This window comes from Nocardia aurantia (assembly GCF_009604425.1).
Taxonomy (GTDB): Bacteria; Actinomycetota; Actinomycetes; order Mycobacteriales; family Mycobacteriaceae; genus Nocardia; species Nocardia aurantia.
Genome location: NZ_WEGI01000008.1, coordinates 326870 through 351628, shown reverse-complemented (window position 1 = coordinate 351628; position 24759 = coordinate 326870). Strand labels below are relative to the sequence as shown.

Annotated in this window: 26 protein-coding genes; 12 read left to right on the top strand and 14 right to left on the bottom strand. The window is 69.8% G+C overall.

Annotated elements, in window-relative coordinates; translation table 11 throughout:
- Nucleotides 1-64 precede the first annotated feature (64 nt).
- The 4 genes from NRB56_RS19735 to NRB56_RS19720 all read right to left on the bottom strand — a co-directional run bounded on the left by NRB56_RS19735 (nt 65) and on the right by NRB56_RS19720 (nt 1948).
- On the bottom strand, nt 65-553 hold the full coding sequence (locus NRB56_RS19735; RefSeq protein ID WP_153344261.1) for a MarR family winged helix-turn-helix transcriptional regulator: 489 nt from the start codon (nt 551-553) through the stop codon (nt 65-67).
- Nucleotides 550-972, bottom strand: coding sequence for an EVE domain-containing protein (locus NRB56_RS19730; RefSeq protein WP_153344259.1), 423 nt, complete (start codon nt 970-972; stop codon nt 550-552). Before NRB56_RS19730 ends, NRB56_RS19735 begins: the two co-directional genes overlap by 4 nt.
- 28 nt (nt 973-1000) lie before the next feature.
- The gene (locus NRB56_RS19725) at nt 1001-1441 is read right to left on the bottom strand and encodes an SRPBCC family protein (protein WP_153344257.1); all 441 of its coding nucleotides are present in this window, start codon (nt 1439-1441) and stop codon (nt 1001-1003) included.
- A 72-nt stretch (nt 1442-1513) separates the two neighbouring features.
- The gene (locus tag NRB56_RS19720; RefSeq protein ID WP_153344256.1) at nt 1514-1948 is read right to left on the bottom strand and encodes an ester cyclase; all 435 of its coding nucleotides are present in this window, start codon (nt 1946-1948) and stop codon (nt 1514-1516) included.
- A gap of 163 nt (nt 1949-2111) precedes the next feature.
- Between NRB56_RS19720 and NRB56_RS19715 the strand changes: the two genes are divergently transcribed.
- Nucleotides 2112-3056 carry a fumarylacetoacetate hydrolase family protein gene (locus NRB56_RS19715; RefSeq protein WP_153344254.1) on the top strand — a complete coding sequence of 315 codons (945 nt, stop codon included), beginning with the start codon at nt 2112-2114 and terminating at the stop codon, nt 3054-3056.
- A 34-nt stretch (nt 3057-3090) separates the two neighbouring features.
- Nucleotides 3091-4059 (top strand): cyclase family protein, encoded by a 969-nt coding sequence (locus tag NRB56_RS19710; RefSeq protein ID WP_153344252.1) that lies wholly within the window; start codon nt 3091-3093, stop codon nt 4057-4059.
- Nucleotides 4060-4092: 33 nt separating this feature from the next.
- Here the strand turns inward: NRB56_RS19710 and NRB56_RS19705 are convergent, their stop codons facing one another.
- A complete protein-coding gene (locus NRB56_RS19705; RefSeq protein WP_319943235.1) occupies nt 4093-5019 on the bottom strand; it encodes a LysR family transcriptional regulator in 927 nt (308 codons plus the stop codon).
- A 118-nt stretch (nt 5020-5137) separates the two neighbouring features.
- Between NRB56_RS19705 and NRB56_RS19700 the strand changes: the two genes are divergently transcribed.
- The 5 genes from NRB56_RS19700 (at nt 5138) to NRB56_RS19680 (ending at nt 10084) form a co-directional block, all read left to right on the top strand.
- Nucleotides 5138-6268 carry an FAD-dependent monooxygenase gene (locus tag NRB56_RS19700; RefSeq protein ID WP_319943234.1) on the top strand — a complete coding sequence of 377 codons (1131 nt, stop codon included), beginning with the start codon at nt 5138-5140 and terminating at the stop codon, nt 6266-6268.
- 20 nt (nt 6269-6288) lie between these two features.
- Nucleotides 6289-7227: a VOC family protein gene (locus NRB56_RS19695; RefSeq protein WP_153344246.1), complete on the top strand. Its 939-nt coding sequence runs from the start codon at nt 6289-6291 to the stop codon at nt 7225-7227.
- 63 nt (nt 7228-7290) lie between these two features.
- Nucleotides 7291-8088 (top strand): SDR family NAD(P)-dependent oxidoreductase, encoded by a 798-nt coding sequence (locus NRB56_RS19690; protein ID WP_153344244.1) that lies wholly within the window; start codon nt 7291-7293, stop codon nt 8086-8088.
- Complete coding sequence (locus NRB56_RS19685) at nt 8085-8867, top strand: SDR family NAD(P)-dependent oxidoreductase (RefSeq protein ID WP_319943233.1); 783 nt, start codon at nt 8085-8087, stop codon at nt 8865-8867. The genes NRB56_RS19690 and NRB56_RS19685 overlap by 4 nt, the downstream gene beginning before the upstream one ends.
- Nucleotides 8868-8914: 47 nt before the next feature.
- Nucleotides 8915-10084 carry an alpha/beta hydrolase family protein gene (locus NRB56_RS19680; RefSeq protein WP_153344242.1) on the top strand — a complete coding sequence of 390 codons (1170 nt, stop codon included), beginning with the start codon at nt 8915-8917 and terminating at the stop codon, nt 10082-10084.
- A gap of 9 nt (nt 10085-10093) precedes the next feature.
- Here the strand turns inward: NRB56_RS19680 and NRB56_RS19675 are convergent, their stop codons facing one another.
- Together NRB56_RS19675 and NRB56_RS19670 are read right to left on the bottom strand one after the other, a co-directional pair.
- Nucleotides 10094-11680 (bottom strand): ABC-F family ATP-binding cassette domain-containing protein, encoded by a 1587-nt coding sequence (locus NRB56_RS19675; RefSeq protein ID WP_153344240.1) that lies wholly within the window; start codon nt 11678-11680, stop codon nt 10094-10096.
- Nucleotides 11681-11867: 187 nt separating this feature from the next.
- Complete coding sequence (locus NRB56_RS19670) at nt 11868-12494, bottom strand: LysE family translocator (protein WP_153344238.1); 627 nt, start codon at nt 12492-12494, stop codon at nt 11868-11870.
- Nucleotides 12495-13290: 796 nt separating this feature from the next.
- On the opposite strand from NRB56_RS19670, the gene NRB56_RS19665 reads away from it, so the two are divergent.
- Nucleotides 13291-14118 carry a hypothetical protein gene (locus tag NRB56_RS19665; protein WP_153344236.1) on the top strand — a complete coding sequence of 276 codons (828 nt, stop codon included), beginning with the start codon at nt 13291-13293 and terminating at the stop codon, nt 14116-14118.
- Between the two features lie 48 nt (nt 14119-14166).
- Here the strand turns inward: NRB56_RS19665 and NRB56_RS19660 are convergent, their stop codons facing one another.
- Nucleotides 14167-15303: a Fic family protein gene (locus tag NRB56_RS19660; RefSeq protein ID WP_319943232.1), complete on the bottom strand. Its 1137-nt coding sequence runs from the start codon at nt 15301-15303 to the stop codon at nt 14167-14169.
- A gap of 63 nt (nt 15304-15366) precedes the next feature.
- Complete coding sequence (locus NRB56_RS19655) at nt 15367-16020, bottom strand: nuclease-related domain-containing protein (RefSeq protein WP_194290909.1); 654 nt, start codon at nt 16018-16020, stop codon at nt 15367-15369.
- A gap of 320 nt (nt 16021-16340) precedes the next feature.
- Here NRB56_RS19655 and NRB56_RS19650 point away from each other — a divergent pair, with 320 nt between their 5' ends.
- Nucleotides 16341-17126 (top strand): SDR family NAD(P)-dependent oxidoreductase, encoded by a 786-nt coding sequence (locus tag NRB56_RS19650; RefSeq protein ID WP_153344230.1) that lies wholly within the window; start codon nt 16341-16343, stop codon nt 17124-17126.
- Nucleotides 17127-17245: 119 nt separating this feature from the next.
- The gene (locus tag NRB56_RS19645; RefSeq protein ID WP_153344228.1) at nt 17246-20566 is read left to right on the top strand and encodes a serine/threonine-protein kinase; all 3321 of its coding nucleotides are present in this window, start codon (nt 17246-17248) and stop codon (nt 20564-20566) included.
- Between the two features lie 16 nt (nt 20567-20582).
- Here the strand turns inward: NRB56_RS19645 and NRB56_RS19640 are convergent, their stop codons facing one another.
- Nucleotides 20583-21158: a TetR/AcrR family transcriptional regulator gene (locus NRB56_RS19640; protein ID WP_153344226.1), complete on the bottom strand. Its 576-nt coding sequence runs from the start codon at nt 21156-21158 to the stop codon at nt 20583-20585.
- A gap of 84 nt (nt 21159-21242) precedes the next feature.
- Here NRB56_RS19640 and NRB56_RS19635 point away from each other — a divergent pair, with 84 nt between their 5' ends.
- Together NRB56_RS19635 and NRB56_RS19630 are read left to right on the top strand one after the other, a co-directional pair.
- Nucleotides 21243-21668: an Ohr family peroxiredoxin gene (locus tag NRB56_RS19635; RefSeq protein ID WP_153344224.1), complete on the top strand. Its 426-nt coding sequence runs from the start codon at nt 21243-21245 to the stop codon at nt 21666-21668.
- A 40-nt stretch (nt 21669-21708) separates the two neighbouring features.
- Entirely contained in the window at nt 21709-21897 is a 189-nt protein-coding gene (locus tag NRB56_RS19630; RefSeq protein ID WP_153344223.1) for a hypothetical protein, read from the top strand.
- Between the two features lie 63 nt (nt 21898-21960).
- Here the strand turns inward: NRB56_RS19630 and NRB56_RS19625 are convergent, their stop codons facing one another.
- The 4 genes from NRB56_RS19625 to NRB56_RS19610 form a co-directional block, all read right to left on the bottom strand.
- Complete coding sequence (locus NRB56_RS19625) at nt 21961-22593, bottom strand: hypothetical protein (RefSeq protein WP_153344221.1); 633 nt, start codon at nt 22591-22593, stop codon at nt 21961-21963.
- Between the two features lie 150 nt (nt 22594-22743).
- On the bottom strand, nt 22744-23619 hold the full coding sequence (locus tag NRB56_RS19620; RefSeq protein ID WP_153344219.1) for a hypothetical protein: 876 nt from the start codon (nt 23617-23619) through the stop codon (nt 22744-22746).
- Nucleotides 23616-24170, bottom strand: coding sequence for a hypothetical protein (locus NRB56_RS19615; protein WP_153344217.1), 555 nt, complete (start codon nt 24168-24170; stop codon nt 23616-23618). The genes NRB56_RS19620 and NRB56_RS19615 overlap by 4 nt, the downstream gene beginning before the upstream one ends.
- Before the next feature lie 105 nt (nt 24171-24275).
- A complete protein-coding gene (locus tag NRB56_RS19610; RefSeq protein ID WP_153344215.1) occupies nt 24276-24659 on the bottom strand; it encodes a VOC family protein in 384 nt (127 codons plus the stop codon).
- Between the last annotated feature and the right edge of the window lie 100 nt (nt 24660-24759).

Sequence of the window (24759 nt, the reverse complement as noted above, 5' to 3'; positions counted from 1 at the left end):
TGACATCTCACGCACCGAGTATCGCGATCGGAATCGGGCCGCGCGGCGGCCGATACCGGCTGGGCTACGCGCCGCCCGGATTCGTCCCGGGGCCGCGGTCGCGCAGCCGGAGCAGGGCGGCGGCGAATTCGCGGGTGCGGCCGCCGAGTGGGGCGAAGAAGTCGCGGTCGCAGGACTCCACGGCGACAATCGCCCGATTCGCCAGGGCCACACCACTTTCGGTCGGGACCAGCGATTTGGCGCGGCGGTCGGCGGGATGGTCGCGGCGCTCGATCAGGCCCTTCTGTTCGAGGGCGCGCAGGACCTGCGAGGTCATCATGGGGTCGGTGGCGGCGTACTCGGCGAGGTCGCGCTGCTGGACGTGGTCGGCGCCGGCGGCCGCGGTCAGGTAGGTGAGGGAGGCGAGCAGCACGAACTGCACGTGCGTGAGCCCGAACGGCGCGAGCGCCGCGCGCTGCGCCGCCTGCCAGCGATTGGTCACCTGCCACAGCAGCAGGCCCGGACTGTCGTCGGCGCTGTCGAATTCGGTTCGCAGACCGCCCGGATCCGTCATTCGCCCACCATGGCCCGCTCGACCACGGCGAAGTCGTGCTCGCCGAGCTCGATCAGGCCGCGGCGCAGGATCATTCCCCAGTTCGGCACGGCGGTCAGCTCCAGTTCGGCACGGAGCTCGTCGATCGGGACCTCCTGTGCCGCATCATGATACGTGACCGATCGGCGCCAGGGCCGGAAGCCGCCGCCCTGGTCGTCGGCCTGCCACGGCTCGGCCTCGCCGATCGTGCCCAGCGCGGTGAACGCGCGGATCTGCGCTCCCGCACGCATACCGGTTCGTGGCGAGTAGAACACCAGGCCGTCACCGGCGGCCATCCGCTCGACCGCCGCGCGCTTACCGTGATTCGCCTGTGCGATACCGAGTTCCACGGCGCGGCGGACATGGTCGCGGGAAACGACGGCCAGCCAATAGCGGGTCATGGGAAATCTCCTGTCTGCGCGGGACCGATCAAGCCCGTGCCGGGCTTGCGGCGAAACGGCTTTCGGCGGTGCGCACGAGCGCCTCGAGGTCGCGGCCGACGCTCGCCGCCAGGCCGGCGCCCATCACCTTCGCCCAGAGCCGGCGCAGCGGACCGGTCATCGAGATCGTCACCGACACCTCGGTGCCCGCGCCGGTCACCTCGACTCGGTGCGCGAAGGTGAGCCGCGCGCCCGGCAGCCTGGAGACGTCCACGAACTCGGTATCGGTCAGCGTGGCGACCACGAACGACACCTTCGGCCCGCCCGCGGGTTTGAGGGTGCCGGTGGCGCCCGCCACGAACGGCCCGTCGAGCCGGACCCATTCGGTGTCGGCGTTCCATTCCGGCCAGGCGGCCATGTCGGCCCAGGTGGCGAAGAAGGCCGCGGGTGCGGCGGTCGAGACTGCGGTGGCTTCGGCGATCTGCGTCATGGAAATAGTATGCGCGCTTACTATTCGTGGCGCAAGGGGAGCCGCCGAATCGCTCCGGACGCTCCCCCGCGACTACAGCGTGATCGCGCCGAGTTGCCGCAACTGGGCGAGGACGTCGACGACGCCCCAGGTCTCGACGATCCGGCCGTCGGCGATGCGGGCGATGAAGATCTCGTTGTAGGTGACCGTGCGGCCGGTCGGCGCCTGGCCGAGGTATTCGCCGCGATGGGTACCGGTGACCACCGACCGGGCGACGACCTTGTCGTCCTCGGCGATCAGGTCCTGAATGTGGACCTGGATGTCCGGATATGCCCGCAACAGCAGGGTCCAGACGTAGTGGAACGCGCGCACACCCGGTTCGGGAACCGGTAGCGAGGTGTGCAGTTCCACGTCGGGATCGACGAGTTCGTCGATCGCCGCGGTGATCACGTCCGGATCACCGGTGTTGACGGCCCGGTGGAAGCGGGCGAAGAGTTCCTTGTTCGTCGTCTCCAGGGTGGACGGCATGCGCTGCTCCTCGTTCTCGTATCGGCGGATCGCCCATGAGACGCTCGCCGGAGCGGAAACGTGACAGGTATCGACGAGATTTATACCAACTAGCACGGATATCGACTTCCGCTGTGACCGGCGCCTCCCTAGCATCGAGCCGAGAACCGACAAGGAGGTCGCCATGAGGTTTGCCCGGCGTTCGACCGCCGAGGGTCCCCGGCTCGCCGTACTGGACGACGCCGGCGCGCTGGTGGATCTGCCCACCACCGCGGACCTGCCCGAATTACTGGCCCACGACGGCCGGCTCACGACACTGGCCGATCAGGCGCTGCGGACCCGCCGCACGGTCACCGAACCGGATGCCGCTCGTTTGCTGGCGCCCCTGCAACCGCCCACGATCCGGGACTTCTCGACCTTTCCGGAGCACACCGCGGGCATCGTGCGCAATACCGATCCCGCGGCCGGCATCCCCCCGGAGTTCTGGGAGATCCCCACCTTCTACTTCTCCAATCCCTATGCGGTGACCGGCCCGTACGACGACGTGCCGATCCCGCCGCACTGCCGCCGGTTCGACTACGAACTCGAGGTCGCCGCCGTCGTGGGCCGCGCGGGCCGGGATCTGAGCGTCGAGGAGGCCGCCGCGCACATCGCGGGATTCGTGATCCTGAACGACTATTCGGCGCGCGATGTCCAATTCCACGAGATGCGACTGCGATTGGGCCCGGCCAAGGGCAAGGACACCGCGACCGCGCTCGGCTCGCTGTTCGTCACCGCGGACGAACTCGAGCCCCGCCGGTCCGGGCCGTCCTACGACCTGCGTATGCGAGTGTCGGTGAACGGCGTTGTGCTGGGCGAGGATTCGCTGCACAACATGGCGTGGAGCTTCGAGGCGCTGGCCGCCTACGCCTCCCGCGCCACCTGGATCCGGCCCGGTGACCTGCTCGGCTCGGGCACCTGTCAGGGCGGCTGCCTGGCCGAGATGTGGGGGCGGCACGGCGACGGCTTCCACGCTCCCCTCCAGCCGGGCGACGAGGTGGTCACCACCGTGGACATCCTCGGGGAGACGCGCAACCGGATCGTCGCGGGGCCGCCGGCGCACGAGATCAGCCCGTGGCGGCGGCCGTGAGGGCCGACCGCCTCCCTACTCCCGGAAGTTCGTCATGACCGTCTCGATCGACCGCACCGACCCCGAGGGCAGCATCGCCCGCGCCGCGCGACTCTGTTCCAACTGGGACCGCTGGGGCGCCGCCGACGTGCTCGGCACCCTCAACCACCTGACCCCCGAAACCCGCCGTGCCGCAGCGACTCTCATCCAGCGCGGCGTGAGCTTCTCCCTGTCGCAGTCGTTCGACATGAACGGCCCGCAGAAGGGCTGGCGGCGGCGCACCAATCCGGTGCACACCATGCTCGACACCGGAACCGATGCCGCCGCGGGCAATCAGGGATTCCCGCACGGTATCGGCGGCGCCGACGACGTGATCGCGATGCCGTTGCAGTGCTCGACGCAATGGGACGGGCTGGGCCACATCTTCGACCACGGCCGCGCCTACAACGGCCGCGACGCCGCGAAGACGGTCACCTCCGACGGCGATCTGGTGACCGGTATCGAGCACATGGCCCCGCACGTGGCCGGCCGCGGCGTCCTGCTCGACGTCGGCGCGGTGATCGGCGAGAACGGGGAACTGCCGGACGGTTTCGCCGTGACCACCGACCATCTGCTCACCACCGCCGCGGCGCACGGGGTGACCGTCGGCCGCGGCGACATCGTCACCGTACGGACCGGTCAGCTGACCCGGGTCCGGCGCGAGGGCTGGGGCGAGTACGCCGGCGGGGCGGCGCCCGGGTTGTCGTTCACCACCGCACAGTGGTTGCGCGACAGCGAGATCGCGGCGATCGCGACCGACACGTGGGGATTCGAGGTGCGCCCCAACGAATTCGACGACGCCTTCCAGCCCCTGCACCAGGTGGCGATCCCGCACATCGGCCTGCTCATCGGCGAGATGTGGGACCTGGACGCACTGGCGGCCGATTGCGCCGCCGACGGCCGCTACGAATTCTGGCTCACCGCCGCGCCGTTGCCGATCACCGGCGCCGTCGGCTCCCCGGTCAATCCGGTGGCGGTGAAATAGGCCGCGGTGAAATAGGCCGCGGGCGCGGCCTTCTCACGCCCCGCCGGCCGGCAGGCCGAGGCTCGTCACGGCGCGGGTGACCAGATCGCGCAGATAACGGTGCTCGGGGTCGTCGTCGTGGATCGGATGCCACCACATGGCCTCCAGCAGCGGACCGGCGGCGAACGGGCACGGCAGCGCGCGGACCCCCAGTTCCGCGGGGACCCGGTCGGCCAGCAGGCGCTGATACAACGCCACCCGTTTCGAGCCCGCGACCAGGCCCGGCACGGTGAGGAAGTTCTCGGTGACCACCTGCACGTGCGGCTGGATGCCGAGCATCCGCATCTGCCGGGCCGCGGGCGTGGAGGCGGTGGGGCTGTAGTAGGTGGCGACCCACGGCATGGTCTCCAGCTGCCGGACGGTCAGTTCGGCGCCGACCTCGTCGTTGCCGGACGCGACCAGGCAGACCCATTCGTCGCGGTACAGGTCCTGATACGACAGGTTGTCGAGGAAACCGTGCGGCATCAGCAGCAGATCGGTCGTGACGAGCACCTGATCGATGCTGTCGATCATCCGCGGGGTGTTCGCCGACAACCGCAGCCGGCAGCCCGGCGCCTCCGCGGCGAACAGCTCGCTGATCGCGGCGCCCAGCACCGCGACGCTGTAATCGCTGACCACCAGCGAGAATTCGCGCGTGGCCGACGCCGGATCGAAATCCGGCTCGGCCGCGAACACCCGCTCGACCCCGGACAGCACCACCCGCACCCGATCCTTGAGCTGCACCGCCAGCGGCGTGAGCCGGTACTGGTTGCCGACCCGGGTGAGCAGATCGTCGCGGAAGTGCCGGCGCAGCCGGGCCAGCTGCGCGGAGACCGCGGGCTGACTCAGGCCCATCTGGTCGGCGGCGCGGGTGACGCTGCGCTGCTCCAGCAGCGCGTCCAGCGCCACCAGCAGATTCAGGTCCAGACGGGTCAGGTTCACACGCCACAGCATATCCATGAGACAGATGTCGTGCATAAACGATTTCAGCTTCCCTGATGGTTCTGCCTCCGGAAGAGTGTTCCACGTCTCATCGCTTCATCGGACAAGGGAGTCCCCAGTGACAGCCGTGCACAACGTCCTGGTCGTCGGCGGCGGCATCGCCGGGACAGCGGCCGCGATCGCGCTCGCCGACGGCGGCATCGCGGTCGATCTCGTCGAGGCCAAGCTCGACATCTCCGCCATCGGATCCGGGATCACCTTGCAGGGCAACGCTTTGCGTGAACTACGCCGCCTCGGTGTGTGGGAACAGGTTGCCGCCGAGGGATATTCGTTCGACAGCCTGGGCCTGCGCGCCCCGGATCCGGCCGGCACCCTGCTGGTGGAACTGCCCGACCTGCGGACCGGCGGACCGGAACTGCCCGCCACCGTGGGGATGCCGCGGCCCGCGCTGGCCGCGATTCTGCACGAGCGCGCCGCGCGGGCCGGGGTCACCGTCCGCTTCGGCACCACGACGACCGCGCTCGCCCAGGACGGCGACGGTGTCGACGTCACCTTCGACAGCGGCGCCACCGGCCGCTACGAGCTGGTGATCGGCGCCGACGGCATCCGTTCGGCGACCCGGCGGCAGATCGGTATCGACCTGGAGACCGGGGAGACCGGGATGGCCATCTGGCGCGCCTTCGGGCCGCGACCGGCGTCGGTGACCCGCACCGACCTGTTCTACGGCGGGCCCTCCTACATCGCCGGCTACTGCCCGACCGGCGAGAACTCGCTGTACGCGTACATCGTCGAGCCCGTGCGCGACCGCAGCGGACTGACCGCCGCGCAGCGGCTGGACACGATGCGCGAGCTGGCGGCCGCCTACCACGGTCCGTGGGACGACATCCGTGAGACGCTCGACGATCCGGATCGGGTGCACTACACCAGATTCGAGACCCACGTGCTCGCGCCGCCGTGGCATCGCGGCCGGGTCGCACTGGTCGGCGACGCCGCCCACTCCTGCCCGCCGACCCTCGCCCAGGGCGCGGCGCAGGCGCTGGAGGACGCCGCCGTGCTCGCCGAACTGCTGCTGCACGCCGATGTCCTCGACGAACGGCTGTGGTCCGCCTACACCGCCCGCCGCTACGTCCGCGCCAAGGCGGTGGTGGACGCCTCCAACCAACTCGGCCGCTGGCTGCTCGACCACGAACCCGGCGACGTGCCCGGCCTGATGGGCGGCGTCGCCGCCCTGGTCGCCCACCCGTCCTGATCCTCCGAAGGAAGACCATCATGACCGATCGTCCGATCACCCATCTGCGCCACCTGGACCTGGCCGTGCCCGACCTGGCCCGGCAACAGGAATTCTTCACCGGCACTTGGGGTCTCACCACCGAACACACCGACAGCGGGCTGGCCTTCCTGGCCGCCGAGGGCTCACCGGAGCAGTACGTGATCCGGCTGCGCCGGGCCGAGGACAAACGGATCGACCTGATCGCCTTCGGCGCGGCCACCCCCGCCGATGTGGACGCCCTGGCCACCCGGCTGGCGGCCGACGATGTCCGGCTCGTCAGCGAGCCCGGCACGCTCGACACCCCGGGCGGCGGTTACGGTTTCCGTTTCTTCGACAACGAGGGCCGCACCGTCGAGGTCAGTGCCGACGTGGCGGTCCGCGCTCATCGCAGAATCGAAGCGGGCGAGTCGATTCCGGTGCGGCTGTCGCACGTGGTGATCAATTCGGCCGCGCCGGAACAGACCCGGGCGTTCTACGAACGGCATCTCGGCTTCCGGCTGTCGGACATCCTGATGCATCCCCGCATGGGGGAAATGATGTACTTCCTGCGGATCAACCGCTGGCACCACAGCCTCGCGATCGCGCGCGGCCCGCACGCCTCGCTGCACCACGCCTCGTTCGAGCTGCGCGGGATCGATGAGTACCTGCGCGGCACCGGCCGGATGCTGCGCGGCGGGGTGGAGAAGATCTGGGGCCCCGGACGGCATCTGGCCGGTAACAACACATTCAGCTACTTCCTCGATCCGCACGGCAACACCGTCGAATACACCACCGAGCTGGAGCTGATCGATGAGGACAGCTGGCACCCGCACCTGTACGACTTCTCCCGGCCGGAGGTGTCCGACCAGTGGGGCACCGCGAACGAGATGAACGAATTCGTCGCTTCCCGGTCGTTCAACGACCCGGACCGCGGGCTGTTCGTGGCCCCGCCGGTGTAGCCGGAACCACTTGTGCGCCGGTGCTTTCCGGCCACCCGATGCCATCCCGGAAGGAACGGTCCGATGTCCGACAATCCCAGAACGCGATCTCCCGGCGGCCCGCCGTCCGGGCGGCTGACCGGCAAGGTGGTGATGGTGACCGGCGCCGGCCGCGGCCAGGGCGCCGCCGAGGCCCGGCTCGCGCAGCGCGAGGGCGCCACGGTCGTGGCCGTCGATCTCGCCGTCGCTCCCCAGGAACCGTTGCCGCACATCGACTATCGGCAACTCGACGTCACCGACGCCGAGGGCTGGCGCACGCTGGCCGCGGACCTGACGGATCGATACGGCCGGGTGGACGGGCTGGTCGCCAATGCCGGGATCACCCACCGGGCACGGCTCGCCGATCTCGACCCGGCCGATCTCGACCGGGTCCATCGGGTCAACGTCGGCGGCACGCTACAGGCGATCCGGGCCGCGCTGCCGCTGATGCCGGCCGGCGCTTCGATCGTGATCGTCGGGTCCTCCGCGGCACTCACCGGCCACTATCCGGTCGCGTACACCGCGAGCAAGTGGGCGCTGCGCGGGCTCGCCAAGGCCGCGTGCGTCGACCTGGGTGCGCGCGGCATCCGGGTCAACACGGTACATCCCGGCTACATCGAGACACCGATGACCGCCTCGGCGCCGCCGGCGTTCCGGGCCGCGAACATCGCCGAAACACCCTTGGGCCGAACCGGTTCCGTCGACGAGGTGGCACCTCTGGTGGTGTTCCTGCTCAGCGACGACGCCACGTTCGTCACCGGCGCCGAGATCGCCGTCGACGGCGGGCTGACCGCGCACGGCGGCGTGAAATCCATCGGCGACGCCCTGCGGGTGGTGTCGTGACCGGGCGGCTGACCGGCAAGGTGGCCCTGATCACCGGGACCGCCGGTGGACAGGGCCGCGCGGCCGCGCTGCTGTTCGCGGCCGAGGGCGCCACCGTCGTCGGCACCGATGTCGACGCCACCGGCGCGGCCGAGACGGTGGACCTGGTATGGGCCGCCGGTGGCCGGATGACCAGCACGCATCCGCTGGATCTCGGCGACGAGCCCGGGGTGCGGCGATGGGTGGACGAGGCGGCCGCGGCGCACGGCGGCATCGACATCCTCTACAACAACGCGGGCGCGACCCGGTTCGCCCCGCTGACCGAGACCGGCTACGACGACTGGTCCTTCACGCTGCGCAACGAGCTCGACATCGTCTTCCTGGTCACGAAACACGCCTGGCCGCACCTGATCTCGCGGGGCGGCGGCGCGGTGCTGCTGGTCGGCTCCACCGCCGGCATCACCGGCTCCATGACCAATCACCGCATCGCGCACACCGCGTCCAAGGGCGGCGTCGTCGCGATGACGAAACAGCTCGCGGCCGAGGGCGCCCCGCACGGGATCCGGGTCAACTGTGTCAGTCCCGGGATGATCCGCACCCCGGCGACCGAGCACGACCTGCTCGCCGAGGGCCATCCGATGCGCGACATCGCCGCACACATCCCGCTGGGCCGTGTCGGCGCGCCCGAGGAGATCGCCCGCTGCGCCCTGTTCCTGCTCGGCGGCGACGCCTCCTATGTGACGGGCGCCAATCTCGTCGCCGACGGCGGCTGGTCGGCCGTGCTGCCCGGGGCGTGGTGAGAGCGCCACTCCCCCAACCGTTTTCCTCTCCCGAATCAGGAGTACCGATGTTCGAATACTTTCCCGGCAACTACGTCTGGAACCTGAGCGTGGTCGCCACGCTCAACTCCGGCGGTCTGATCGACGAGGTCGACCGGGCCTGCCGGCCCATCCGCGACGCCGCCACCCGCGGCGAGGACGCCGGCACCGCCGATTTCCTCTCGGCCTGGACCGCACTGACCGACACCCTGGTCGCGGAGGCCGAGACGGCGGAGAAGGCGGGCCATCGGCGCACCGCCGGCACGCTGTACGCCCGCGCCACCAACTATCTCTGCCAGGCCGAGCGCATGCAGAGCGCGTCGGCGCCGGACCGGCTCGACACCTATCGGCGGGTGCTGGAGTTGCAGCAGAAGGCCTTCGACCTCGTCGACCCGCGCACCACCCGGGTCGAGATCCCGTTCGAGGGCACCACGTTGCCGGCCTACTTCCACCGCGCGCCCGCCGCCGACCACGGACCGGCCCCGGTGCTGATCATCTGGAACGGCCTGGACTCCACGAAGGAGCACATCTACGCGTCGCACGCCCATACCGAACTGGCCGCGCGCGGCATCTCGACCCTGATGGTCGACACACCCGGCACCGGGGAGGCCCTGCGCCTCGGCGGGCTGACCGCCCGCATCGAGACCGAGGTGTTCGCGGCCGCCTGCGTGGACTACCTGGAGACCCGCGCGGACGTCGACACCGCGCGGATCGGCCTGGCCGGATGGTCGCTCGGCGGCTACTACGCCCCGCGGGCGGCGGCCTTCGAGAAGCGGCTCGCGCTGGTCGTGGCCTGGGGCGCCAACCACAACTGGGGAGCCGTGCAGCGCCGCCGCCTCGAGCGGGAGGGTGAGCGGCCCGTGCCGCACTACTGGGAGCACGTGCTGTGGGTGTGGGGCTACGACGATCTCGACGAGTTCATCGCCTACGCCGACGGTGTCCATCTCGACGGGGTGGTCGAGCGGATCACCGTCCCGTTCCTGATCTGCCACGGCGAGAACGACCGGCAGATCCCGCTCGAGTACGCGCACCGCTCCTACGAGCAGGCGGTGCACAGCCCGAAGCGGGAGCTGCGGATCTTCACCGCGGCGGAGGGCGGCGCCGAGCACATCGGGCTGGACCACCTGCCGTACGTGCGCGATTTCGTCGCCGACTGGGTCGCCGACGTCTTCGCTCAGCCGCACCCGGCCGGGAACTGAACTCGGACATCAGGTTTCGGTGAGCCCGTCCGCCGTCAGCACCAGGCGGCGGGTGACCCCGATGTCGTCGAGGAAGTGCCGGTCGTGACTCACCACCACCAGCGCGCCCTCGAAACTCGCGAGCGCCTCGGTGAGGTGACTCAGGCTGGGCAGGTCGAGGTTGTTGGTCGGCTCGTCCAGCAGCAGCAGTTTCGGCGCCGGCTCCGCGAGCAGCAGCACGGCCAGCGCCGCCCGCAGCCGTTCGCCGCCGGACAGGACACCCGCCGGCACGTCGGCGTCGTTGCCGCGGAACAGGAATCGGGCCAGCTGGGCCCGGATCCGTTCCGCCTCGGCGTGCGGCGCGGCGGCCGCCACGTTCTCGAACACCGAGCGCCGCTCGTCGAAGATGTCCAGGCGCTGCGGCAGCAGCCGCCACGGCACCTTCGGCCCGGTCGCGCGGATCTGTTGCAGCAGTGTGGTTTTACCCACGCCGTTGCGGCCGGTCAGGGCGATGCGCTCCGGGCCGGAGATCCGCAGGGTGACCACCGGACCGTTGACCAGCCGCACCTGCTCCAGGTCGATCACGTCCTGGCCCGGATGTAACCGGGTGCCGGGCAGGTCGATCCGGATCTCCCGGTCGTCGCGGACCTTCTCCTGCGCCTCGGTGAGACCGTCGCGGGCATCCTCCAGCTTGCCCAGGTGGTTGTTGCGCAGCTTGCCCGCCGACACCTGGGCGGCCCGCTTGCGCGCTCCCATCACGATTTTCGGTTCCCGCTTCTGCTCGGCCATCTTGCGGCCGTAGCGTTGCCGGCGATCGAGTTTGACGCGCGCCTCCGCCAATTCCCGCGCCTGCCTGCGCACATCGCCGCGAGCATCGCGGACCGCCGCGCGGGCGGCCTCCTGCTCGGCGTCGACGATCCGCAGGTAGTCGGTGAGATTGCCGCCGAACAACCGGATCGCCCCGTCGCGCAGTTCGGCGACGGTGCCGACCCGGTCCAGCAGTTCCCGATCGTGGCTGACGGTCACGACGGTGCCGGTGAACTGGCCGACGACCTCGTAGAGCCGTTCGCGCGCAAGCTGATCCAGGTTGTTGGTGGGTTCGTCGAGCAGCAGCACGTCGGGCTCGCGCAGCAACTCGGCCACCAGGCCCAGCAGCACGGTCTCGCCGCCGGACAGCGTGTCCAGGCGCCGGTCGAGCTGGATGACATCGTTTGCGAGATAGTGCAATCCGAGACGCCCCAGCAGGGCGACGGCCCGCTCCTCGATATCCCAGGCGGTGCCGACGATCTCGAAGTCGGATTCGTCGCCCGCGCCGGATTCGATGCGGTGCAGCGCCTTTCGGACGTCGGCGATCCCGAGGACCTGATCCACCCGGAGGCCGGTGGCCAGCCCGAGATCCTGGCGCAGATACCCGATGCGGCCGGGCACCGTGACGGAACCACGAAGCGGGTGCAGCGCGCCCGCGATCAGGCGCAGCAGGGTCGATTTGCCCGCGCCGTTCGTACCGACCAGGCCGACGTGCCCGGGGCCGAGCACGACGTCGAGACCGTCGAACACGGGGGTGCCGTCCGGCCAGGCGAAACCGAGTGCGGACAGGGTGACGGACGGAGATGACATGGGAGCCTCCCGAGGGTAAACGCGGAAATGCGGCGCGCGAGAATCGCGGGCCACGCGGCGGTTACCTCAGAAGTTCAACGTCCCGACTCCGATCGACGACAACAGGACGCCGAGGACTCTATCAAGCGGCGCCGGTCGGAACAAGAGTTGCGGATCACACACCGGACCCACACCTCCGGCAGCGCGGTCACGCTTCGGTGGCCAGGCGGACGCCGAATCCGACCAGCACCAGCCCGGCGATCGCGTCCAACCGGCGGCGGATGCGCGGCGCCTGCATCCACCCGGTCACCCTGCCCGCCGCCGCGACCAGGCCCGCGCAGTACAGCGCCGACAGCGCGATGTACAGGCCGCCGAGGCCGAGCGTGGTCCACGCGACCGAGTAGCCGTCGGGCACGAATCCGGGCAGGAAGGTGACGAACAGGACGCCGATCTTCGGATTCAGCAGGTCGGTGAGCAGTCCGGCGACGAATCCGCCGGACCGGCCGGGCAGCGCGGCCTGCGGGCGATCGTCGGCCACGGCGCGGGCCGGGCGCAGGACCGAGCGCAGCGACTGCGCACCCATCCAGATCAGGTAGCCGGCTCCGGCGATCTTCAGCACGTTGTAGCCGATCTCACTGGCGCGCAACAGCGCCGACAGTCCCAATGACGCGGCGGCCACCCAGACCACCAGCCCGCACAGCACGCCCGCCGTGGTCCGCAGCCCGCCACCGCGGCCACCCCGGACCAGGCCGCGGATGACGACCAGCGTGTCCGGGCCGGGCAACAGGATCAGCAACACGGCGGCGAGCGTGAACGACAGCAGCGCGACGAGCATGCGGCCATCCTAGGAAGGGCAAAAGCGCAGGTCGACGGTGGGTCACCGGGTCGGCGAGCTCACTGCGAGTCGCTCGCGCGGGAAATCGAGTCGTTCCGGGGGAGAACGCCGGTCGCCCCGGCTCCGCCGCCCCTCACCGAAAGTCCCTCCGCGCAGCGCAGATCCGCGCGTGAACCGAAAGTCCCTCCGCGCAGCACTGATCCGCGCGTGACGTGAACGTGGACGGCAGCCCGGGACAGCACCCGATCAGCCGGCCATCACCGGCGCGAACCCGGCGCAGCGGCTGCCGAGGGCCTCGGCTCGCACCTCGATACATTCGGCGTTCGGTGCCACGAATTCACATGCCGCCGTTGGTGATTCCCGATACGAAGCCACCGGCGACCTACCGCCCGGCCGCACCGGCGACGACCGGATCACCGCCCCCGGGATCCGATCAGCAGAGTCACCGCGGGCCGTCCGACGACCCGGACGGCCGGCTCGGCGCCGGTCCGATCACGGAATCCGATCATCGCGACACCGGGTGGCAACGCCCCCACGGCAGTGGCCGCGAACTCTCACTGCTCGCCGCCATCTGCCCCGGTCACGCCCACCGCTCCGGGCTGTCGCGCGCTTCCGGACGCGAGGTGGATCCGGTTCCGGCGCACTGTCCGCGAGGGCCGTCCGGCGTGGTTGCGCCACTGTGCCGCATAGTGTTTCGTCACAATGATCGTGGGCTTGCGATCCGGGCCGAACGGCTGTACTAGTTGTGATCGAAGTTGACTGTGTTCACTGCACGAAGTGAAGGAGAGTGGGGCTCATGGCCGGTCGCCATCGCGCTGTGCCCACCGGGCGGGCGGCCGTAGCCGGTGCCGTACCGTTCGCGCTGGCCGTCGCCTGTATCAGCGACGCGGGATCCGCGCATGCGGCCGCCACCGCCGCACCGATCGCCGACGACACGGATATGCCGGGCATACACGATCTTTCGAGGCCGAGTCCCGAGTCCAACCGGCACGTGGCGCCTACGCCCGCCACCGCCGTCCCGGAGGTCGCCCCCTTCGACACCCTGCCGCCGCAGGGCGTGGCCACCGCCGACGACCAGAACGATATGAAAACCGCTGCGCCACAGCACAGTCAGCAGCCGGAAGAAGCCACCCCCACGCTCGACACCTCGAACGTCGCACCCCCGGCCGCCGCGCCGGCGCCCGCACCCGCCGCCACCCCGCCGCCCGTCCCGGACGCCGAGCGCATCGGCCGGCACGCGCTGGAGGGCGCCGGGGCCGGCGCCCTCGTGGTCGGTCTGCCCGCCGCTGTCGTGGGCGGTCTGGCCGGCGGCGTGGTCGGTGCCGGCGTCGGGGCCGCCACCGGGCTGGTGGCCGGCACCGGCGGAGCCGTCCTGACGGCGATCGCCGCCGATGTGGCCCTGGCCGGCACCGGTGTCGGCACCGCGGCGCTCGTCCCGGCCGTGGCCACCGAGGTCGCCGCCGCCATCCCGGTCGCGGGTGCCGCGATGGTCGTCGGCGGCGTCGTCGGCGCGGGCGTCGGCGCCGCGGTCGGAGCCGCCACCCTCGGCCTCCCCGCCGCCGCGGTCGGTGGCATCGTGGGCGCCGGTATCGGAGCGGGCGCCGAAGCCGCCGGCCTGTCCTGAACCGCATCCCGGCCCGGCACCCCGCCGGGCCGGGACGGCGAGCACCCGCTACTCGTACGGCTCCCGCAGATACTCGTTCGTGCCGAGTACCTCCCGGACCGAATCCCGCCAGCGCCCGGTCGCCAGATAATGCCGGCGCACCCCACCACCGGCGGACTCGATCAACCCCATGCGCTGCAACAGATTCAGATCTCGCAGCGCTTGGTCCCTGGTCAGCGCCTCGTCCGCCGCATAGGTGACGCGGCGCAGATTGCCCTCCGCCGCGGAGAACAGCGCCATGGCGGTGCGCTCGTGCAGACCGAGTTCCGCGGTCGACTCGACGGCCTTGTCCCACAAGGCTTTCGCCGCCCGCACTCGCTGATCGACCAGTTGGGCCTGTAGGTGGTGCGCGCGCAGGGTGAACCGCACCCAGGCGTGGGTGTCACGGTCCGGCAGATACGATCCGCCCTGCACCTGCGCCAGCGCGGTGTAGTACTCGGCGGTGTTCACCGTGCTCATGCCCAGCCACTCCTCGATCGAGGAGAACTCCGGTGCGAGTACCCGATCCCGCGCCAGGACGAGTGTGTGCAGACACCGCGACATGCGGCCGTTGCCGTCCCGCCACGGATGGATGCTCACCAGATTCAGATGTGCCATCGCCGCGCGCACGTACACCGGGCAATCGAGGTCACCGGTTTGCAGCCAGGTCGTCAGTTCCGCCATCAGCTCGGGGACCCATCCGGGGTCGGGGCCGACATAGGCCGGTGGACGTCCGCGGCCACCGGTCACGAGGATCGGCCCGGCCCGATAACGGCCCGGCCCGCTGTCGAGGGAGTGCCGCAGCATCATGAAATGCAGTGCGGACAGCAGCATTTCCTCGTAGGCGAAAACCTCGAATTGTGCTGCTTGCTGCACATAGGCCAGCGCCTCGTGATAGCCCGCGACCGCCGCCAGTGCCGCGTCGCCGGACTCGGCGTGACCGTCCGCGCCGGCGACGACCGACTCGGCATCGTCGAGGCTCACCGTGTAACCCTCGATCGTGTTCGAACCCACGATCGCGCGCGCCACCAGGTTGCGGCGCAGCGGGCGATCCCAGCGCCGAGGTTCCTGCACGAGGTAGCGCAACCGGCTCCGGAGTTCCTCGATCTCCGCGAGAACGGTCTCGTCTCGCGGATCCAGGTCCGGGGTTCGGTACAACACGACCACCGGACTACTGTGCGACCAGCATCGTCGCATCGACGGACACAGCGGGGGTCGGTCCGCGCTCCTTCAGCGTTCGCGGATCGGCGGGGGTGCGACGTGCTCGCCCATCGCTTCGGCGAGGGCGGTGGGGTCGGCGGCGTGGAGGTGGTGCAGGCCGAGGGCGTCGAGCAGAGGGGCGATGCGGTCGGACGTCCACTCGATCGGCTGGTCGGAGACGCGGTCGAGGTAGTAGCGGAAGACGTCGAAGTCCTCGATGATGATGTCGGTCATGGGTGGGCGGCGCGGGGCGTCCAGGCCGGGGATGTCCTGATCGGGCAGTAGCAGGACCAGGACCAGGCCGTGGACGGCGCAGCGGGTTCCGGTGGTCTTCTCCAGCCAGTTCTTGGTGGTCATGGTGTTGGTGTGGACCTGGTCCAGGGGGTTGTGGCCGTCCCCGTTGCCGTGCAGGGCCGCGGGGCGCCCGTCGGCCATGTGCCAGGGGCCGTTCGGCGGTACCACCAGCACGCCGTCCTGGCGGCTGTGAAAACCCTTGACCTCCACGGCGATACAACGCTGCGGGGTCCAGATCAGCGCGTCCAGTTGCCGAGTACCGTTGCCGCGGTCGGGGATCCGGACATTCATCAGGACCACGCCCGGTTGCGCGGGACTCCACCGAATCCATTCGGCGAAGCGCTCTTCCGCCGTCGACAGCGCCGACTCGTTGTCGATCAGGAGCAACACGACTACCTCCCCACCTGGTACCGCCCGGGTGCACGTGCAGGCGAAAAGGTCTGGGCACGTGCGTTGTTCGAGCTTAGCTCGCGAAGATGGGCCGGGGCGTTGATGTTTCGATATCCGGGTGCGACGAGGGCGGGTACGCGGCCTCGGCAGGGACGCCGGGAGGGGTGGTGGACCGGCGCGACTCGATTCGGCAACGAGTGCCCGGTCCGGTCTCGATCTGATCGAGGCGGCCGGGAAATGTGCCGTGATCCGGGCGGGCGCGTGGATCGTAGAACGGACCGGCATCCGTGCCCGGCCCACCGACCGGAAGGAACGGCAGCATGGCTCGTCTCCAGAACAAGGTCGTCCTCGTCACCGGCGCCGCGAACGGGATCGGCGCCGCGGCCGTCACCCGGTTCGCCGCCGAGGGCGCCGTGGTGGTCGCGACCGACGTCGACGAGGACGCGGGCCGGGCCGTCGTGGCGAAGATCGTGGCGAACGGGGGACGGGCCGAATTCCTGGCCCAGGACGTCAGCAGCGAGGAGGGGTGGATCGGCGTCACCGGGCACGCCCTCGCCGCGCACGGCCGGATCGACGTCCTGGTCAACAATGCCGGGATCTACCTCATCAGCCCGCTCGCCGAGACGTCGCTCACGGACTGGAACCGGCTGATGGCCGTCAACGTGACCGGGGTGTTCCTCGGCATGAAGCACACCGCGCCGAAGATGGCCGACACCGGCGGCGGCGCGATCGTCAATCTGTCCTCGATCGCCGGCCTCGTCGGCGTGGCGGGGCACACCCTGTACGGGGCCAGCAAGGGGGCGGTCCGCACCATGTCCAAGGATGTGGCGGCCGAGTACGCCGCGGCCAACGTGCGGGTCAATTCGGTGCACCCGACCTACGTCCGGACCGGCATGGCCGAATACGGCGCCGCCGCGGCCGGCAGCACCCTGGCGGCGCTCGGACCGAAGATGTCGCCGCTGGGGCGGATCGCCGAGCCGGCGGACGTGGTGAACTTCCTGGTCTTCCTCGCCTCCGACGAAGCGAGCTATCTGACCGGGTCGGAATACAACATCGACGGTGGCGGCACCACCCTCCTCAGCCTCGGCGCAGGCGCGCCACGATGAATCCGACTATCCTTGACGGCCGAGGATCCGAGGCTGATCGGAACGACCTCGCATCCGAATCGAATGACGACTGACGAGCAATCATGGACCGATCGGATGGCGCCCCGACCCGACGAGACATGTCGACCGGAATCGTCGCGGAGTTGGCGGCGGCCGGGTTCGACGTTCCCGAGGAGATCGGGCGCGGCGGTTTCGGGGTGGTGTATCGGTGCCTCGAATACGGCCTGGAACGGTATGTCGCGGTCAAAGTGCTGTCCTCCGAGGTGCCGGGCGCCGAGGGCGAGCGGTTCGTCCGGGAGCAGCAGGCGCTGGGCCGGTTGTCGGGGCATCCGCACATCGTGCCGATCTTCACGGTCGACATCACCGCGAGCGGCCGGCCGTATTTCGTGATGCCGTATTTCGCGCGCGGCTCCCTGGACCGGGTGCTGCGGGAGATGGGCCCGTTGCGCTGGCCCGAGGCGCTGTCGATCGGGGTCAAGATGGCCGGGGCGCTGGCGGCGGCGCACGCGCTCGGCATCATGCATCGCGACGTCAAACCCGGCAACATCCTGCTCACCGATTACGGCGAACCGCAGCTGTCGGATTTCGGGATCGCGGAGATCGTGGACGCCACGGCCACGGAGTCGCGAACGATCCACGGCACACCGGCTTTCACCGCGCCCGAGGTGCTGCGCGGCCGGGCCCCGACGCCCGCCGCCGACGTGTACGCACTCGCGGCGACGATGTATTGCCTGCTCACCGGGCATTCGCCGTTCCAGCGGCGGACCGGGGAACCGCTCGAGGTGCAGTTGGCCCGCATCACCGGGTCGCGCCTGCCCGATCTCCGCGATTACGGCATACCGGACGCGATCTGCGTGGTGCTCGAGGCGGCGATGGCGATCGATCCCGCGGAACGCCCGGCGGCCGCGACCGTGTTCGGGGAACGGCTGCGCGATGTGCAGCGTCGTGCCGGGCAACCGGTCGACATCATGGCGGTCCCCGCGGACATGTCCCTCGCGGCACCGGCCGGGGTCCTGCCCGCCGGTTCGGCCGGTTCGATCTCGACCCCGCCGCCGCCCTTCGCGGCGACCAAGTTCCGGCCGCCGACCGCGCCGCGGACGGCGGTGGAGCGGACCCGGCTGCTGGAGATCCTGCGCCACAGCGGGCGGCGCCGGTTGATCCTGGTGCACGGTCCCGCCGGTTTCGGCAAGACCACGCTGGCCGCGCAGTGGGCGCGGGAGGTGGAATCCGGTGGGACGCCGGTGGCCTGGCTCAGCGCCGACGCCGACGACGACAACGTGGTGTGGTTCCTCACCCATCTGATCGAGGCGATCCGCCGCGTGCGCCCGGAGCTGGCCCGCGAGATGGGCGCGATGCTGGAGGGCCGCACCTCCGACGCCACCCGATCGGTGTTGTCGGCACTGATCGACGAGATCCACGACAGCGGAAGGGAAATGCTGCTCGTGGTGGACGACTGGCAGCGGGTCCGCGGCGGACACACCCTCCGGGCGATGGACTACCTGCTGCGCAACGGTTGTCACCACCTGCGGATCCTGGTGACCGGCCGCAGCCGGTCCGGACTGCCGTTGTCCACGTTGCTCGTTGCGGACGAGCTGGTCGAAATCGACGCCGCCGCACTACGTTTCGATACGAACGAAGCGAAGACCTTCCTGGTCGACCGCAACGGCCTGGCGTTGGACACCGACGAGGTGGACAAGGTGCAGCAGTCCACCGAGGGCTGGGCCGCCGGACTGCAACTGGCCCAGCTGTCGCTGAACGGCCGTGACGATCCGGCCGGGTTCATCGACAACCTCACCGGCCGTTATCACGTGATCGGCGAATATCTGACCGAGAACGTGCTGGATTCGCTGGAGCCGTCGCTGCTCGACTTCCTGATGGCGACCACCATCACCGGCAAGATCCGCGCCGATCTGGCGGTGGCGCTGTCCGGCCGGACCGACAGCCAGGAGCTGTTGCAGCAGATCGCCGACCGGAATCTGTTCCTGCAACGCCTGGACGACACCGACGAATGGTTCCGCTACCACCGGCTTTTCGCGGATCACTTGCAGCGCAAGCTCTCCCAGCAGGATCCGGATCGGGTGACGGCGCTGCACGGCCGGGCCGCGCAGTGGTTCGCCGAGCACGACATGCTGGTCGAGGCGGTCGATCACGCGCTGGCCGCCGACGAATCCGAGCAGGCGGTGGACCTGGTGGAGGCGCACTGTCTCAATCTGATCCAGTCGTTCCGGATGGCGACGTTCCTCGGCCTGATGGCGAAACTGCCCAGCCCCCTGACGGAATCGCGGGCGCGCCTGCAACTCGGCGCCGCCTGGGCCAATCTCGGGATGGAGCGCAGCACCCAGGTCCACATCGCACTGGACCGGGTGCGGGCGGTGGTGGCGGCCGGCGGCGTACCGGACGGCGAAATCCTCGGGGTGCGAATGGAAGTGGCCACGATCGAGGGTCTCGATCAGTATCTGACCGACCGTTTCGAGGGCCTGCCCGAGATCCTGGCCGAGAACCTCGACGAGTCGACCCCGCCGATCGTGGGGGTGGCCGCCTCCGACCTCGCGGGCTTCGCCGCCCTGAACCGCTACGACTTCGCCGAAGTGGATCAATGGTTCCGATCGGCGGTCCGCTACGGGGCGGTGGTGGGACCGGTCCTGTTGCAGCACAGCCATTGCCTGGCCGGGCTGGCCGCCTCGGAACGCCTCGACACGGCCGCGGCCGAGGGGCACTACACCGCCCCCGTCCGGGTGCCTCGCAGCGCGGATCTGGGCATCCGGATCTCGATGGAGGTCGGCGCGCTGCTGGGGGCGCTGCGTTATCAGCAGGGCCGGCTCGACGAGGCCGACCGCTTGCTGCGCGCCGCCGGCACCCTGGACCGGCACGCCGGCGCGGTGGACTTCCTGATCGCGACGTATGCCGTCGCCGCCCGGCTGGCCGCGCTTCGCGGCGACCGCGACCGCGCCGAACAGGTGCTCACCACCGGCGCCCGGATCGCCCGGGAGAAATCGGTGCCCCGGATGGCCGCCGCGATCGTCGGCGAACGGGTGCGCGCGGGCCTGCCGATCCCGGACGAGGTGCGGACCGGCCTGCTGAACCGTCCGCCGTATCGCCGGCACGACAACCGGATTCACGCCGTCACCGCCGAACTGGCCGAGGATGCGGCAATCCGGCTGCTGCTGGCCGCGGGCACCCCGGCCGATATCGAAACCGCTTGCCGCCGTGCCGAAACCATGGTCCGCGAGATCGCGACCCAGTATCGCCCGCGCGCGCTGCTGGAGGCACGCCTGCTGTACGCCTGCTGCCGCTGGGCCGCCGGCGCCCGCGCCGAAGCGACGGAGATCGTCCGCCCGGCCCTGTCGTTGTGCACCGAACTCGGGATACCGCGGGTCGTCCACGACGGCGGCCCCGGCATCGACGCCATCCTGGCGGCACTGAACGATCACGGCGAGTGAACTTCTCACCGCCGCGCTATCGCATGCTGTCCGCCAGCAGTCGGCCGACGGCATCGCGGGTCCGGGCCCGCACGCTCGCCGTGTCGTCCAGATTGCTGCCGACCATGATGCCGTCGCGGACGAACACCAGCATGCCCACCGCCGCGTCGGGATCGGGATGGTTGAGCTCGATCAGCAGTTCACGCAACAACTCCCGGAACCAGCGCCGCTGATCGTCGATGACCGCGCGCACCGGGTGCCCCGCGTCGGGATACTCAGCGGCGGCGTTGATGTACATGCAACCGTGGAAGTCCGGGCCGCAGCCGATCTCGGCGATCCGGTCGAAGACGGCCTGCAATCGCCGCAGCGGCGGCAGCTCCGTGAAGCCGGCCACCGCGGTGCGCTCCAGCTGGGCGACCTCGTCGAGGTAGGCGCACACCAGCTGGTCCTTGCTGGAGAAGTGGTGGTAGAAGGTCGCTTTCGCGACGCCGGCCTCGGCGATGATGCGGTCGACCCCCACCGCGCGGATGCCCTCCCGATAGAAGAGTCCGCGCGCCACGTCGAGGATGCGCCGCCGCGCGGAACGTTCGGGCCTTCCGGAATCCGCGATCATGCCTTGACCCTACCAGACAGGTCTGTCTAGTATTCCCAACCAGACAGACCTGTCTGGCCGTAATTCGATACACCAGGAGTAGCCATGACCGCCGCTTACACCGCAGTCGCCACCGCCAACGGCCGGGACGGACGTGCCGTGACCACCGATGGCCGTCTCGACGTCGAACTGGCGTTTCCCGAGGAGCTCGGCGGAACCGGGAAGGGCACCAATCCGGAACAACTGTTCGCCGCCGGATACGCGGCCTGCTTCGCGAGCGTGCTGAAGCTCCTCGCGGGCGGCAGGTCGATTCCCGCGTCCGCCGTCGCCGACGTGTCGATCACGGCGGAGGTCGGCCTCCACGGACCCGACGGCGAGAGTCGTTTCAGCCTGTCCGCGCGCCTGCGCGCCGAATTCCCGGACGAGATCGGGCCCGAGCTCGGCCGGGAACTGCTCGCCGCGACCCATGAGGCGTGCCCGTACTCGAGCGCTACCCGCGGCAACATCCCGGTGGAGCTCATCGTCGAATAGGGCGACGAAACTTGTCGGTACCCCGCGCAATGATGCGCCTATGAACATTCCACCCGTTCGGCGGCACCCCTTGCGTCCGGTCGACGATACGTTCGGCTGGGACATCAACCCGGTGTGCGGTCATCGCGCCGACGACTGCTGCGCCGGCTGCGACGCCTGCACCATCTGCGACGGCGAATGCTATTGCAGCACCGTCGATGACGAGCCGCTGTACCTCCTCGCCGGCTGATCGGCCCGGGATTCACGTACTTCGGTGGGATACCCATAGGGCAGGAAGGGTTTCCGTGCCGGCTCAGGGATGCGCCTGCGCGCTCTCCGATGGCGCGTCCACTCGCGCCGCGGTCAATCTCCGGGTGGCCACCAGGAAGGCCGCTTGGGCGGCGGTGTTGCAGAGTTGTTCCGCCCATTGCAGGACCACGGTCTGATCGGGCCGCGAGCCCAGTGGGCCGAGTACGAAGAAGGCCGTGAGCTGGCTGCCGATCAGGACGGCGGCCGTCCGATCGCCGTCGCGGCGCGCGAGTCCGATGAGATGGATGCCGGTGAGCGTCGCGAAGACGGTGGTACTCATCAACATCGGCAGCGGACCACCGGCAAGGACCGCCGCGACGGCACACAGCGCGACGACAGTCAGGGCGGCCGCTCCGCGCAGGCGGCGGTGCGCGGAGTCGCGCGTCAAGCTCAGGTAGAGCAGCGCGAATCCGACGGTCAACAGCGGAAAGAGCATGTCCCGCAACCACGGTAGATCGGGACCGCCCGCCGCCGCGATCAGTTTGGCGGTGGCCTTGGCGAATCCGCCTGCGCCGATCAGGGCCGCCGCCACCACGATCCGGGGGCCGGGACAACGGCGGGCCAGCAACAGCACGCCGCCGGTCGTGAGCAGCACCGGCACGAAGTCCTCGACGGCCAGCGAGATCGGGTAATCCACCGGCGCACTCATGAGTGTTTCGGCCAAGGAAACCGCGTATCCATCGGACGATTCTGCCCGGCCCGGATCCGACTGTCCACCCGAACGCATGTTGCCCGGTCGCCGTTCGGCGACCGGGCAACATGACGCTATGGGCGAACCGAGTTCGGGCTACTTGCCGACGGCCAGCAGTTGGTCGAGGAAGGTGCGGTAGCTCCGCAGCGCCTGCCGCAGATCCTCGGTGACGTCACCGCCGCCGGTATCCCGGGACCACCGGCCCTCGAGCGCGCGCTTGCGGTCGGCGAGGGCGGTCGTCAGCTGTTCGATCGTCTCGGTGACGAGTTCGTCCGCCTTCACGACCGCGTCGTGCGGGTCGTCCACGAAGTTGCCCTGGGCCTCCCGGAATCGGCTGCGCAGCCCCTCGACGTCGGTCGACGCGAACAGCGCGTCGGAATCCGAGCCCACGGACCCCGGTACGGCCTGCTGCTCGGACGTCCCGAAACCGTTGGCCTCCAGTCGCTCCGAGACGACGCCGGGATCCGAGCCGAGCGCCGGCTCGGTCTCGGTATCCGCCACCGCGTCCTCGTCCTTCGCCTCGGGCAGGCCGGTCTCGGGTTCGATCACCCGATTCTCGGAACCGGGGGCGTACTCGCCCGCGGAATCCGCGGCTTCCGGCTCGTGATCCGCTCCGCGGGAATCGCTTTCGAGCCTCTCCTCGTCTGCGGCCGGTTCCGTGCCGAAATCCCGATCCGCTGCCGGGCGGAACTCGTCGTCCGGATCCTCGACCGCCGAGGCGGATTCGAGTCCGTGGTTCCCGGCCTCGCCCTCCGATACCGGCTTCCGTTCGCCGAGGGTCTCCGCCTCGGCATCGTCGGTGCCCTGGTACTTCGGCGAGAATTCGTTCTCCTCGACCTCGTCGGCCCGGTCGTGCTGTGCGCGTTCGGTTTCCGGATCCACCTCGGCATCGAGGATCTCGTGCTCGGTGTCGTCGTGCGGAAACTTCCCGGGCGTGTGCTCGTCGTGCGTACGGTCGTGTTCAACTGTCATGATCGTGTGGCTTTCTCGTTGCTGGTGTCACCATTGAGCAAGTCCTGGAACAGGTCTCGGTAATGCACGATCGCGGTGCGCATGTCCTCGGTGGACACGCCGTTCCCGTCGGAGCGCGTCGCGATCTCGTGGGCGACGCGGTAGCGGCCCACCGGCTCGGCGTGCTCCACCGACAGGTCGGCGACCTGCTGATCGAAATCCTCGGTGGGATAACCACGTTCGGCCATCACCGAGACGATCAGCTGGTCGGCGTCCTGCAACGCCGCTTCCGGATCGTCGACGAACCGTTCCTGTACCTCGGTCCACCGGGTGGTGTACCGCTGACGCTGATCGTCCGACAGTTCGCGCAGGTCCAACTCGGAATGCCTGCGTTCACGTTCGGCCAGTTCGCGTTCCGCGGTACGCCGATCCCCGGACTCGGTCACGGTCCGGTCGTACTCGGGCCCGAAGCGTTCGCGTAGTCGCCGGCGACGCAGCATCGGCTGCGCCGCCACCGCCAGCACAGCGGCCACGACTACTACTATGACAACGACAATTACCACGGTTGACATCTGAACCTCCTTGTCCACCCAGAGGTGTCGCAACCGCTATTCCTCGTCGCACCCGTTTCAAACGCACGCCGCGCCATCGTTGTTCGGCCACTCGGGTGCGCGACGCTACCCCTCGGTTTCCAACCGCCAGGGCGGGTTTCGCCGATTGTCACCACCGTGGAAGAGGCAGAGCCGATGGCCGTCGGGGTCGCGGAGTCTGGCCTCCCGCCACAGCCAGGACATATCGGCGGGCAGTTGGTCGAATTCGATACCGGCGTCCTGTAGCCGGCGGCACTCGGCGTCGAGGTCCTCGGTCTCGAAATAGATCGTGACCTGCTCATCGGCCGGGACGGTGCCGACCCGGTCGACCGAGAACGTGCTGTCGCCGCTCGGACATTCGAACCGCAGATAGTCGGGAGTCCGCACGATCACCCGCAGCCCGAGAAGCGTGTAGAAGTGTTCCGCCCGTGGAAGATCGGTCGATCCGACCGTCACCTGATCCAATCGCATGGGTTCACTGCACCATATCGCGGGCGGGTTCCGGCTCACCTTCGCGGCGATGCCGGCGCCGGTCGGGGCGGAGCCACGCCGCACCGGGCCCTTCACCGAG